Annotated in this window: 11 protein-coding genes and 1 pseudogene; 11 read left to right on the top strand and 1 reads right to left on the bottom strand. The window is 52.9% G+C overall.

Annotation, left to right across the window (positions count from 1 at the left end; genetic code table 11):
* Positions 1 to 83 precede the first annotated feature (83 nt).
* The 8 genes from WG219_12845 (at position 84) to WG219_12810 (ending at position 7426) form a co-directional block, all read left to right on the top strand.
* A complete protein-coding gene (locus WG219_12845; GenBank protein ID WXL24223.1) occupies positions 84 to 911 on the top strand; it encodes a transporter substrate-binding domain-containing protein in 828 nt (275 codons plus the stop codon).
* 9 nt (positions 912 to 920) lie between these two features.
* Positions 921 to 1280 carry a DUF4398 domain-containing protein gene (locus WG219_12840; GenBank protein ID WXL24222.1) on the top strand — a complete coding sequence of 120 codons (360 nt, stop codon included), beginning with the start codon at positions 921 to 923 and terminating at the stop codon, positions 1278 to 1280.
* On the top strand, positions 1277 to 2086 hold the full coding sequence (locus WG219_12835; protein ID WXL24221.1) for an OmpA family protein: 810 nt from the start codon (positions 1277 to 1279) through the stop codon (positions 2084 to 2086). The genes WG219_12840 and WG219_12835 overlap by 4 nt, the downstream gene beginning before the upstream one ends.
* Positions 2087 to 2265: 179 nt before the next feature.
* Positions 2266 to 3705: a PLP-dependent aminotransferase family protein gene (locus tag WG219_12830; protein ID WXL24220.1), complete on the top strand. Its 1440-nt coding sequence runs from the start codon at positions 2266 to 2268 to the stop codon at positions 3703 to 3705.
* Positions 3706 to 3805: 100 nt separating this feature from the next.
* Complete coding sequence (locus tag WG219_12825; GenBank protein WXL24219.1) at positions 3806 to 5488, top strand: VWA domain-containing protein; 1683 nt, start codon at positions 3806 to 3808, stop codon at positions 5486 to 5488.
* On the top strand, positions 5485 to 6066 hold the full coding sequence (locus WG219_12820) for an RNA polymerase sigma factor (GenBank protein WXL24218.1): 582 nt from the start codon (positions 5485 to 5487) through the stop codon (positions 6064 to 6066). The genes WG219_12825 and WG219_12820 overlap by 4 nt, the downstream gene beginning before the upstream one ends.
* Positions 6063 to 6761 (top strand): hypothetical protein, encoded by a 699-nt coding sequence (locus WG219_12815; protein WXL24217.1) that lies wholly within the window; start codon positions 6063 to 6065, stop codon positions 6759 to 6761. Before WG219_12820 ends, WG219_12815 begins: the two co-directional genes overlap by 4 nt.
* 137 nt (positions 6762 to 6898) lie before the next feature.
* Complete coding sequence (locus tag WG219_12810) at positions 6899 to 7426, top strand: hypothetical protein (GenBank protein WXL24216.1); 528 nt, start codon at positions 6899 to 6901, stop codon at positions 7424 to 7426.
* 241 nt (positions 7427 to 7667) lie between these two features.
* Here the strand turns inward: WG219_12810 and WG219_12805 are convergent.
* Positions 7668 to 8435: pseudogene (locus WG219_12805) on the bottom strand (AMP-binding protein).
* 209 nt (positions 8436 to 8644) lie between these two features.
* Here WG219_12805 and WG219_12800 point away from each other — a divergent pair.
* From WG219_12800 to WG219_12790, 3 genes are all read left to right on the top strand, one after another.
* Positions 8645 to 8872, top strand: a complete 228-nt coding sequence (locus tag WG219_12800; protein ID WXL24215.1) for a hypothetical protein — start codon at positions 8645 to 8647, stop codon at positions 8870 to 8872.
* A 1228-nt stretch (positions 8873 to 10100) separates the two neighbouring features.
* Positions 10101 to 10634 carry a fimbrial protein gene (locus WG219_12795; GenBank protein ID WXL24214.1) on the top strand — a complete coding sequence of 178 codons (534 nt, stop codon included), beginning with the start codon at positions 10101 to 10103 and terminating at the stop codon, positions 10632 to 10634.
* Between the two features lie 86 nt (positions 10635 to 10720).
* Positions 10721 to 13168: a fimbria/pilus outer membrane usher protein gene (locus WG219_12790; GenBank protein ID WXL24213.1), complete on the top strand. Its 2448-nt coding sequence runs from the start codon at positions 10721 to 10723 to the stop codon at positions 13166 to 13168.
* Positions 13169 to 13173: the final 5 nt, after the last annotated feature.

Raw genomic sequence — 13173 nt, 5'->3', positions numbered from 1 at the left:
AGTTACTCAACATAAGCTAGTATGGTTATGTCGTTTTTTGCTTATTCGTACCGCTTTTGCTTCAACTCTTCGAGAAGTCACCCATGCTAAAACGTGGTTTGCGTAAATGCGTTGCCGTTTTCTGTGGTCTGCTGTTGGCGCCTGTTGCTGCAAGTGCGGCGGGTAAGTGCGAGCGTCTGATTGCTACTGGCAATCCAGAGTATCCGCCGTATTTATGGCGAGACCCGCAGAACCCTCAGCAACTGATTGGCGCTAACGCAGACCTGTTGAAATATGTTGGTAATGAGCTGGGTGTGAAGATTGATGTCCTCTATACCGGACCATGGTCGCGGGCGCAGGATGAAGTACGCACAGGCCGGGTCGACCTGATAGCGGGCGCATTTCTGACAAAAGCTCGCCTTGGGGTGATGGATTACATTCACCCGGCGTTTTACACCACATCCAACGTGGTGTGGGTGCATAGCGGGGCTGAGTTTCCGTATGCGAGTTGGGAAGACTTGAAAGGACGTACCGGCGATACCCTAGTCAATAACAGCTTTGGACAAGAGTTTGATGCTTACGCCAAGAGCAATCTGACGCTCGAAGGTGTCTCCAGCCTTACACAAGCATTCAAGAAATTGCTGCTCGGGCGTACCGATTACGTCCTCTATGAGCGCTACCCTGGTCAGGCTCTGGCAGACAGTCAGGGGCTAGGGGATAACCTGCTTGTGCTGGATCCACCGATCTCTAGTGAAGGGCTATACCTGACTCTGTCGCACAATTCGGCCTGTAATGATGCCTGGCTCAGAGGTAAGCTTGCGCAGGCTATGACTGAGGCTCTTGAAAAGGGCGTGCCGCAGAGGTTGTTGGAGAACAATCTGAAACTTTGGAAAGAGCAACAGCCTCCAAGCCTGACAGAGGCTACTGAGTAGGGAATTCGTGTGAGTTATCGTCGTGTCTGTGTGGCCTTGCTGCCACTGTTTCTGAGTGCCTGTGCAACTACTGATCCTGAACCCGTTGAGCAACTACGCTTGACTGAGCAGGCTCTTTCTCAAGCCAAGGCGCTTGGTGTTACGGCTGAACAGTCAGCGACGCTGCGTCTGGCTGAACAGAAATTTGCATTGGCTCAGGCCTATGCAGAGGAAGGTGAGTTCAGGGATGCCCGTAACCAGGCTGAACAGGCGGAGCTTGATGCGCGTCTGGCCGAGGCTGAACATCTGACTGAAAAGAGCAAGCAACAGCTGGTGGAGCTTCGCAAGGGCATTACTCAGTTGCGCAAACAGCTGGGGGGCTTGCAATGAAAGCGTTGAAGTTAGCGCTGACGGTTATAACTGGCTCATACTTGCTTAACGGTTGTGCGGTGACACCAAACTCTGAGGCGGAGTTGGGCAAGGCCCGCGTAGCTTATGAGCGCCTTAAGGATGATGCCAACGTCTTGCGCAGCGCGCCTAAGGATTTGATTCGCGCCGGTGAGTCGTTAGGTCGGGCAGAACGTCTTTCCAGCTATTGGGGCAGCTCAGACGACGTGGCTCATTATGCTTATCTGAGCCAGCAATACGCCGCTATCGCTGAACAAAAAAGCCTGCTTAATCTCAATCAGGAAAAGGCCGCCAAGCTGGAGCTGGACAAACAGCGACTGGAATTGGCTTTGCGCGAAGCTAAGTTGCTCAATGTGCAAGATCAAGGCAGTTGGATTGAGGAGCAAATTGTCAGCCTCGCTTCGGACGAAGCTAACCGAGGTCTGGTTATGACCCTCGGCGATATGCTGTTTGATACCGGACACAGTGACCTGCAAATTTCTGCCAACCGTACGGTTTTGAAGTTGGTGCAGTTTCTGCAACTCAACCCGCGACGCGTTGTACGCATCGAAGGCTATACCGACAACACCGGCACAGCTGAAGAAAATCTACAGCTGTCCAACGCCCGAGCGCAGGCAGTGGCGGATGTGATGGTGGAACTCGGTATCGATCCGAAGCGTATTGAGGTCAAGGGATACGGCGACAGCTTCCCGGTAGCTGTTAATGCCTCGGAAAAAGGCAGGGCACAGAATCGCCGGGTTGAGGTCGTGATTTCTGATGAGAACGGTCGACTAAGCGAATCACGTTAATGCCATAAGTCCTAAAGCCCCGCTAGCCGGGGCTTTTTATTGCCTGCTGAAAGCTATTCACCCAATTTATTACTTCGTTGTGGACAATCTGCTGTATCGCTGACAAATTTCGTAACTGTGCCGGTTCAGTTTTGATTGATGACTATACTGTTACGGTTCAGTTAGCAGGGGTTAGGTCCATGACGAGTCTGTTGCTTTACCAGCGTATCGCTCAACAACTGGCGGATGATATCCGTCGCGGCGTCTATCAGCCCGGAGAGCGTGTGCCTTCCGTGCGCAAGATGAGCACGCAGTTGAACGTGAGTCATGCGACGGTGTTACAGGCTTATGCAAATCTCGAGGATCAGGGCCTGATCCGTGCACGCCCGCAGTCAGGTTTCTATGTCCACCAGAGCCCGGCATTGACGGCAGCCACCCCAGACATCGCTCGGGTTGAGCGCCCTGGTTTGGTAACCCGAGGCAGCATTATCAATCAGGTGTTGTCGGAGTCCCGCCGTGAAGGGGTTTTCCCTTTGGGCGCTGCGGTGCCCCATGTTGAGTATCTACCGGTACGGGCGATCAGCCAGCAGTTAGCCAAGGTCACTCGCTTTCAGACGGCCAAGTCGTTCGGCTATATGTTTAGCCCCGGCTATGAGCCGCTGCGACGCCAGGTGGCTATCCGTATGCGTGATGCGGGTGTGGTGGTTGACCCGTCTGAGGTGGTGATCACCCACGGCTGCGTGGATGCCGTACACATGAGTTTGCGGGTCCTGACCAAGCCAGGCGATCTGATCGCGGTGGAGTCACCCACTTATTACGGTTTGCTTCAGGTTGCGGATTTATTGGGGCTTAAGGTCATCGAGATTCCCGGAGATCCAACCACGGGGATCAGCCTTGAAGCGCTGCAGCTGGCTGCTAACCAGTGGCCTATTAAGGCGGTCGTACTGACAGCTCGTTTGAGTAACCCGCTGGGCAGTACGATGACTGAAGACCGCCAGCGACAATTACTGCGCCTGGCTGACAACTATGATTTCAAGATCATCGAAGATGATATCTACGGTGAACTGATGTTTGAGCAGGGCACCACGCGTGCACTCAAAGCGCTAGATCGCGACGCTCGTGTTGTTTACTGCTCCAGCTTTTCCAAAACCTTATCGCCGGGTGTGCGTATTGGTTGGGTGATTGCTGGGCGGCATCAGGAGGAAATCGAGCGTTTGCAGACCTTCACAACGTATTCAGCCTGTAGCGTGACGCAGATGGCTGTAGCGGCTTATCTGGAAAATGGTGGGTACGACAGGCATCTGCGCACCGTCCGTCAGGAATACCGCAAGAACCTGAATCTGTTTCAACTGGCGGTACAGCAGTACTTCCCGGAGGGGACTCAGATCAGCCGGCCTAAAGGAGGCTTCATCCTCTGGGTGAGCCTTCCTGCGCGGGTGAATACCAAGGAGATTCACCTTCAAGCCCTTAAACAGGGCATCAGCATTGCGCCGGGCCTGATATTCAGCAATACGGAGCAGTTTAACCACTGCATTCGCCTGAACTGCGGGATTCCATGGAACCGTGAGGCGGAGCGGGCGTTGATGACGCTGGGCTTATTGGCAACGCAGCTGTGCCAGGAGGCGGGGCCGGAGTCCTGAAAGGTGCTGGCAGAAATAGTTCTGCCAGCCTTAACCCGTTTCAGCCAAGCACTGCGTCTATTTGAGCGAATGGTTTGTCACTCGCATCAGGAGACGCCGCATGTCTTACCTTCAACTGTCGTTTCGGCCGCTGCTGGCCGGATTTGCTGTAGCCCTCATCTCAGGTCTTGGTCTAACCGCATGCAACTCCAGCATGCAAGAGGAAACGGTGGAGACTGAGGCTGCCGCAAAGCTCAGCCGCCATCAGCCTTTAGCCGCAAGCAGTGCGGCGATGCCGGTGGCGACCTACGCGATGATGCCGCAGCTGGTCATGGAAAGGTCTGTGCCGGAGTATCGTGAACAGTCCCGTGAGCAGTACCAGAAACAGGATGACAATCCAGTTCGGGCTGTCGCGGAAAACCCGGTTTCGACTTTCAGCATTGATGTGGACACAGGCAGCTATTCCAATGTGCGCCGTTTCCTTAATCAGGGGCAGTTGCCGCCGAAAGAGGCCGTGCGCCTGGAAGAGCTGGTCAATTACTTTCCCTATGATTATCCGCTGCCCACAGGTAACGTGCCGTTTGGCATCCAGACGGATGTAGCCACTACGCCGTGGAACCCGCAAAGCCGGTTGCTGCGAATTGCAATTAAGGCTTCGGATGTTCAGCGTGCAGAGTTGCCGCCAGCAAATCTGGTGTTTCTGGTGGACGTGTCCGGCTCCATGGACCGCCAGGACGGCCTGCCTCTGGTTCAGTCAACGCTGAAACTGCTGGTGGATCAGCTACGGGCTGAGGATAAAGTGTCGCTGGTCACGTACGCCGGTACCTCTCAAGTCGTGCTTGAGCCAACTTCAGGCAAAGAGAAAGCGAAGATTCGTGCTGCCATCGAGCAGTTGACTGCTGGTGGCTCGACAGCCGGGGAGTCTGGCATTCAGCTGGCTTATCAGCAGGCGGAGCAGGGCTTTATCGACAAAGGGATTAACCGCATCCTGCTGGCCACCGACGGCGACTTTAATGTCGGCATCAGTGACTTTGACGCGCTCAAAGAGATGGCCGCGCAGAAGCGCAAAACAGGCGTTTCCCTGACGACGCTGGGCTTTGGCACAGATAACTACAACGAGCGGCTGATGGAGCAGTTGGCCGATGCTGGTGATGGCAACTACGCCTATATCGACAACCTGCGTGAGGCGCGCAAGGTGCTGGTGGACCAGCTCAGCTCAACCCTGGCGACGGTGGCCAGCGATGTGAAGGTTCAGGTTGAGTTCAATCCCGCTGAGGTGAGCGAGTACCGCTTGCTGGGTTACGAGAACCGTGCACTCAAGCGTGAAGACTTTAGCAACGACAAGGTCGATGCCGGTGAAATCGGTGCCGGGCATACGGTTACAGCGCTATATGAGGTGATCCCCGCTGGTAATAAAGGCTGGCTGGAGCCTCTGCGTTATCAGGAGGCTGGTAAGGTTGCTGGCAAGGCTGGGGAAATGGCTTGGCTGCGCATTCGTTACAAGCCGGTTGGTCAGAACAGCAGCAATTTGCTGGAGCAGCCGATTGCATCTGGCGCGGTACAGTCGATCGACCAAGCCAATGAAGACCTGCGCTTTGCCGCAGCTGTGGCGGCATTCGCACAGCAGCTCAAGGGCGGTTCTTACACCGGAGATTTCTCCCTGGCTGACAGCGCGGCTCTGGCGCGCAAGGCTAAGGGTGAGGATTACTTTGGCTTGCGGGCTGAGTTCATACAGTTGGCAGAACTGGCGCAGAGCCTGCAAACTGAGAATTCCCGTTCTACGACTGCACGAGTGCAACAGTGAACCAGCCCCTCATGGAAGATGATGTCGCCTTGTTGCGACGCTACCGCCGCGGCGATGCTGCGGCCTTTGCCCAACTGTATGAGCGACACCGGCTAGGCCTCTTTAGCTTTATTTTAGGCTTGTGCGGTGATCAGGCTTTGGCCGAAGAGGTGTTCCAGGACACCTGGATGAGCCTGATCCGCACCCAGAGCGATCAGCGCGAGTCCGTGTTGTTCAAAACCTGGCTGTACCAGATCGCCCGCAACCGCCTGATTGATCACTGGCGTAAGAATGGTCGGCATCAGGCTGGGCATGATGAGTACGATGAAACTCAGCATGCCCAGCCCGACCCTCAGCCAAGCCCTGAGCAGCAGCTGAATCTAACCCGTGACCAGCAGCGCTTACAGGCTGCTTTGGCTGATTTGCCAGAGGAGCAGCGCGAGGTCTTTCTGCTGCGTGCCCATGGCAGTCTGGAAGTAGCCGATATCGCGGAGTTGACCCAGACCCCAGCTGAAACGGTAAAGAGCCGTTTGCGCTATGCGATGCAGAAGTTACGTCGGTTGTTGGCTGAACCCGCAGCCGAGGAGTTGCCCTTATGAAGCACGAATCCCCTATGACGCCTGAGCAGGAGCAGCAGATGCTGGAGCATTTCCGTCTGCATGCTCAAGGCGAACCCAGCGCCGCAGTCGATGCACAAATAATGGCAGCGGCCCGTGCAGCCACTGAGCAGCCTGTGACGGCGGGGCAACCCCAGTATTCGTTTTCACGCTTGTACTCCTGGCTATCGGGGGGGCGCGGTCAGCAGCGCTGGTCGCTGGCTTTGGCTGGCGTGGCCTGTTTAGGGATCGCCTTGAGTCTGACGTGGCGCCAGTTCGAGCCCACGGCTGATAAGTATGATGGTGTCCCTGCGTCAGAGTCGTACTCAGCAGTTTCGAGTGAGGCCCCTATGAGGCCGATGACGGCTCAGTTGATTGCGCCCTCAGCAGAAATGCGAGCCAGGTCTGCACAGCCTGAGGCTGCACTCGGCGCTCAGCCCAGCGCGAAGCAACGCGTTGAGGCCGCTTCAAGGGAACAGTTTGCAACCCTTGCCAGTGCGCCAGCGATGGAAACTATCAATTCAGACGAACAACCGTTGGTTATTGATCCCGACGTGCAGGAGCGTCTCAAGGCACTGCATGTCTTAAGGCAAGAAGGGAAAGAGAAAGAAGCTGAGGCAGCCCTGCAAACACTGCACAGGGATTATCCCGACTTGGATATCGAGGCACTGTTGCGCCAGTGGCAGGAGCAGGAGTGAGTGGAAGTGCTGACAGGTAGACATTCTGTTTGTTGAACTGTCGGCATTTCTAAATTGTGTCGCTAGACAAAACCCGCTTGCCAGTGCGTCTGGCACGGGTCAGCATAGCGGCTTTCTACGTATTGTCAGTCAGCTCTATGTCTCTATTTCGTTGCTTAGGCGTTATTGGACTTGCCGCATTACTTGTCGCCTGTGATCAGTCTGAAAAAGCCCAGCCCACGGTAAAACCGACGGCACCTGTTGAGCGCCCGCAAGAACAACCCACGCCTCCCGTTGAGCCTGTTGCGCCGATTGAAACCAGTGCGCCAGAACAACCCGAACCGGCCGCGCCTCCTGCGGTTGAACAGCCCACCATCGAGGTAAAGGCTAAGCCAGAAAGTGCACCTAAAAACGTCACTCAGGCCAAGCCAAAGCCCACAGTTAAGCCGTTGCCAGAACACGAACCGCTGAACTTGAGCCTCAACCCAAATGTATTTGACCCGCTAAAGCCGTATGACCAAGAGGATGTCCAGCCAGACAAACTGCTGCCACCACTGTTTGAAGAAAAGCCAGAACCGGAAAGCCCGTTCCAACTCAACGGAAAGCTGATCACCAATGACAGCATGCAAGGTGACTACTGGGACACGGTAGAAGGTGCGCAATTGAACTTTGAGTTCAAACAGTAGGCAGACGATGGTGTGCAGCAGGTGAGGTGATCTCAGAACCTGTAAGCGCCTTCTACAATAGCCTGATAGAGTGCGGGCCTGATGACTGTCAGGTGATGATCAGCGGGCAGCCTCACGAAGACAGAACCGTCAATTTTGTCAGGGGCATAGGCTTCATTCTTCAGCGCTGACTTCTTGTATTTGAAGGTGCCGGTTGTCTCTACGCTGTGCAACTGTCGATAGAACAGTGGCTCGGCGTAGGCAGGTAGAGCACATCCTGCTCATTCAAGGTCAGGCCTGAGTGGCCGAAGCCACCGTAGGATTTAATCCACTTGCCGTGGCTCATGATCGAGGCTTTGGGCAGCCCTGTGGTGCCGGAGGTGTAGATCAGAAAGCATGGATCTTTCATCCTCACCTGCGCAGACTCCGGCGGATTTTCTTGACGTTGGCTGCATGCAAGGTGGAACAGGTTTGTGCAGTGTGTTGGAGCATTACCCGCGTCTGTCAGGCAATCGTGATCGGCCACCCAATAAGGGTGTGGCGGTTTTTCGAGCTGCGAGCTGACTTCATCGTAGGCAGTCAGTAATTCATCGCCCACTACAACGAATTCCGGGCTAACCAGGTTAAGGCTGTGGGCCAACACCTTGCCGCGCTGCGTGGTGTTGAGCAGCGCGCTGACGGCGCCGAGTTTGCTCAAGGCCGCCCAAATCATCAGCATTTCTATGCGGTTTTCCATCATGACCGCGACAACACTGCCATGGCGTACACCTTCTGCCTTAAACGTCCACGCCAATCGGTTAGCCCAGGCATTGAAGTGGTTGTACGTGAGGCGGCGATGTTCATCCATCGCGGCAGGGCGTTCGCCGTGCAGGCGGGCAGCCTGCTCAATGGCCCAAGCCAACGACAGCTTCTTTTCGCGATTGCGAATCGCGGTGTAGTACAAGCCTCGCAACATGCGTGGAGTCTGGCTGAAGCGTTGCGGTAAACGAGCAAGAAAACGCAGCGGTGAAATCAGGTCGGTCTGGCTCATAGTGGTCAGTTTTTCTTGGCCTATATCCGTTGGCAGTGACGGCATTGAAAGGTCCAGCGAGCACCTATGGCGCCTGCGCGGCACTGTTCAGTCAATTCAGTAAATAGTGCTTCATTAGCTGCACAATCGCCCCCGATCTTTAGATAGGCGTGCACTTGACCGAAGCGGGTCAGTACACTGGACCCAAGATGGAATGACAGGGATTGACCATGCTTAAGCGCCGCAGACAGGCAGAAACAGCCAAACCACCTGAGAACGAGTCGATATTCACCATGATCGACCGGGTGATCTGGACGCTGGTTCGGATAGTAGGGCTGATGCTTGCAGCGGCCATTCTGACGCCGCATTTCTCTGTTCTGCTTGTACTGGCCACAGCGTTGCTGTGTTGGCTGAGCGCGCGAATGGGGATGAAGAAAGTCGCCAATTACATCACATAGAACCTGACTGTATTGGTGTTGGGCACTGCGTTCTCCTGCTTTTACTGGTTGCCATTTTGGCTTGGGGCCCCGTTGGGGTTGCTGGTGGTGCTGGTCGGTTTTACTAGGGGAGTGCTATGGCCTGATGCAACTGATTCAGACTAAGCCGCATCATTTGTAGGCAGCGACTGAGACGATTTACTGCGAGCAGATTGGCCACAAGGGCGAGGATGCCGGAATTCAGCCGTTATCTGCCTAGCGTATTTTCAACAGTCCGCAAGCGGCCAGTGCTGCCAATGACTTCCATCTGCGGCACCAAGCACGCGCTACGCCCTATGGCTGTTTTGAGCCTCAGTCCTATACCGTAAAAACTATCCCGAGTTGAGTCGCTTGGTGGTAATGGATGCCTGCACACTGCATCAGGGATTGTATAGAGCAATGGTGGTCCGCCGATGATTTGGTTAGCGTACAGCTTGTTCTTAATAGTGACGCAATATACCTGCCATATAGTCTTTTAGTAGCCGGATGATAAAGCCCCAAACTATTACCATGCCGGGACTGTGAGCGAAGGGGGGGGCAATGCTTGTGGGGCGTACTTTCGCGGAGATGTTGAAGTCAAGTCCTTACACCTAGTCGCACTTATGTAGTTGCATATCTGAAACGTCGGCTAGGGACTTATGGGGTGCGCGCGTGGATCTCAACTGTAAGGCGTGTACCAGCACGTCGCAAAACGCACATTTTAAAATTGAGTGCATTCTCCTGTATGACAGTAGGCAGCCGTGTGGTGTTGTGCAAATTACTCATGCCTGAATGATGGTGAAGAAAATTTTCGAAACATCTATGTAATAAAAATGGAGTATTTTTTAATTTATTTTTAATTTGGTATATGGGGGTTGCATTTTTAATTAGGGTGCCGTTTTTGTGTGAATATTTGTTTTGGCTCGTGACTTGATGTTGATTTTTACTTAATGTATGTATTTTTTTCTTTATGTAAGTAAATCCCTACGCTGCGTTCGGGTAGTCCTTGCATACGTGTTTTCCCTTCTGAACTATCGTTGACTTACTTCATCAGGTTGATTGCTCCTGAGATTAATAATCTTTCGCTTATATCGGTCTTGCCGACTATCTGAGTTATGAGTGTGCGGAATGCATTGCTCTTCCGGTAATAATCGATATCTCGGTTAAGTGTGATTTCTCTGGGGTGTCTGTGTTGAAGTGTGACCGATAAATAAATTATGAGAGAGTTTTCATGAAAAATATTTTTGTAGCTGCAACTGCCTCCATTGTTCTGGGAATGTCTTCTTTTGCTTTCGCAGCAACACCAAGCAGCGGTAATCCAGGTACTGTTCGTTTTATCGGTGAAATCGTCTCCGGTGCATGCGGTATCGATGCTGGTAGCATGGATCAGACTGTTTCCTTGGGGCAGGTCCCGGCTAGCCAGTTCAAGGCCGTTGGCGATCGCTCCAGCCCGAGCAAGTTCGATATCGTTTTGACTGATTGCGATACCAGCACTCAGAAAAATGCTCGTTTCACCTTCTCTGGTGTTCAAGATCCAGCTTCTCCTGCACTGTTCGCTACCACAGGTCTGGCTGAAAACGTTGCTATCCGCCTGCAAGCTAGCGCTGGCGAGATGCTGGAAAACGGTAAAGAGCAGGTTGCTCCGATTGTTTTGCAAGATGGTAATAACACTGTCAGCTTCGGTGCTATGTACGAATCTACAGCTGCTTCCGTAACACCGGGTGAAGCTGACAGCGTTGTTAACTTTACTGTTGCTTACAACTAATTTGCGCTAGGCGATGGTTGTATAGGAAAGGGGCGTAAATGCCCCTTTCTTCTTGTTAATTTCTGTATAGAGAAAAGGTGGATCTCGTGATCCGTCGTGAATGTTTTTTCCTTTGCTTTTTGAGTATCGCCGCGCCTTCTGTTGTGGCGCTAGAGTTTAATTCTGAGTTTTTAAATATAGATAATGATACAAATGTAAGTCTGGATAAATTTTCGCGCGGGAAGTACACGGCTCCTGGTAGTTATCTGCTTGATATTGTCGTTAATAAAAGGAGTTATGGTAGCGAGTCGATAGAGTTTAAAAGTAATGGTGAGGGGCTTGAGACTTATCCGTGTCTGCGTTTGAACTTGATAAGTAAATTTGGTCTCAAGTCAAGTTTGTTGGAGCTTCTGCCATATTACCAAGATACGGATTGTATCAGGCTAGATTCTATTGATAGTGCCAAAGTTAACTATCAGGCAGGATTGGCTCGACTTTCAATAAGTCTGCCTCAGGTTTCCTTTGAGTATGACGACCCTAGCTATATGCCTCCGGCTGCTTGGAGTGATGGTATTGACGGTGCGCTGCTGGATTACCGTGTAATTGCCAATCATCGGCACTCTACTGGGGCGGGTTCCAGTGGTGAGTCAAATTCTCTTCAGAGTTATGGAACTGCCGGGCTGAATATCGGTGCTTGGCGGATTCGAGCTGATTATCAGGCGCAGAAAGAAAGCGGTAGTTACAGCAGTACGTTCAATGACAAAACGTTACAGCTCAATCGATTCTATGCGTACCGAGCGTTGCCCTCTATCCGTTCAAAGTTCACCTTTGGCGAGGACTACCTGAACTCAGATGTATTCGACACATTTGCCTTAAAAGGCGCAACACTCAGTAGCGATGAACGCATGCTGCCGCTCAGGTTGCGTGGCTATGCACCATTGATCAGCGGGCATGCGCAGACCAATGCGACGGTCACTGTTTCCCAGGACGACCGCGTGCTCTACTCAACAACGGTCACCCCAGGCGAGTTCAGCATTCAGGACTTAGATAGCAGTGTTCAAGGTGTGCTGGATGTAACAGTCAAGGAAGAAGATGGAACTGAGCAGACTTTCACGGTAGCAACCGCGACAGTACCTTTTCTCGCACGTGAAGATGAACTTCGCTACAAAATTTCAGTTGGTCAGCCGCGCCTGACCGGTGGAGGTATTGAACCTAACTTCATCAGTTCGGAGCTAGCCTATGGCTTGCCTATGGAGGTGACTCTGTACGGCGGGGTGCTGGCGGCTGACGATTACTTATCCAGCGCACTGGGTATCGGTAAGGATCTAGGCCCATTTGGTGCTCTGTCTGTGGACGTCACCAATGCGAGGGCGAAACTATATTGGAGTGACGAACTCACGGAGGGTAACTCCTACCGAATAAACTATTCCAAGCGATTTGATGCAATTGGCACCGATTTGCGTTTTTTGGGGTATCGTTTCTCAGAAAAGTCCTTCACTAACTTCTCACAGTTTGTTGGATCACCTGATTCATACTCCATGAACTCGGGTAAACAGCGTTATTCCATCACCCTGGCCAAAAACTTCCCATGGATGTCGGCCAGCTTTTCCTATGACCACTCTACCTATTGGGATGCGCCGACCAATAACCGTTTTGGCCTGACACTGGCACGACGAGTATCTATCGCAGGGCTGCATAACCTGAACGTGCATCTGTCTGCCTATCAGACGCGCAATGCGCTCAATGACGATACTCAGGTTTACCTCGGGCTCAGCCTTCCGCTTGGTGAAGGTGCGGTGGTGTCGAGTAACATGCAGCACACAGGTTCCGGTGATCCTGGTGCCACTTTGGGCTACAGCTATGACGACGGCCGAGGTATCAATTACCAGGTTCACGGCACTGTGGGTGAGCAACGTAGTGCAAGTGCTAACGTAAGCAAGCGCACGGCAAACTACCGGGTGAATGCTTCAGCTACCACAGATGGAAGTACCTATCGTTCGGTCACCGCCAGTGTCAACAGTTCGGTCGTGTTGACTTCTCATGGTGTGATGTCCCACGCCAATGGCTCAAACGGTGATACCCGCTTGTTGGCTTCAACCGACGGCGTCGAAGGGGTTGCGTTTGCTGGTCTGGCACGCACCAACAGCAAAGGGCATGTTGTGGTTGATGGAATCCCTTCATTCCAGGCTTACGAGGCTCGAGTGAATGTAAATGAACTGCCACTCAACGTGGATGTAGCCAACCCAATTCAGCGCATGACGCTTACTGAAGGAGCTATCGGTCACGCCAGTTTTGCTGCAGGTCGCGGATATAACGCTTTTATAGAAGTTCTTCAGGAAGGCGGAGACTTTGTGCCGTTTGGTGCATCGGTTCAAGACGCTGTCACCAATCGGGAAGTAGGTATTGTCGGCGAGCAGGGAGTGACCTATCTGCTTGGTGTTAAAGCAGGTGCAGATCTGATTGTGCGTTGGGGAGATGGCCAAAATTGCAAGCTGGCTGAACTACCAGAAAGTGAAATCGTTACAAATGTAGCTAAGTCAGTGCTTTGTCTGTAAGCACG

Origin of the sequence: Pseudomonas mendocina (assembly GCA_037482215.1) — a bacterium.
Classification (GTDB): Bacteria; Pseudomonadota; Gammaproteobacteria; order Pseudomonadales; family Pseudomonadaceae; genus Aquipseudomonas; species Aquipseudomonas mendocina_E.
This window is presented reverse-complemented; position numbering and strand designations above follow the sequence as displayed.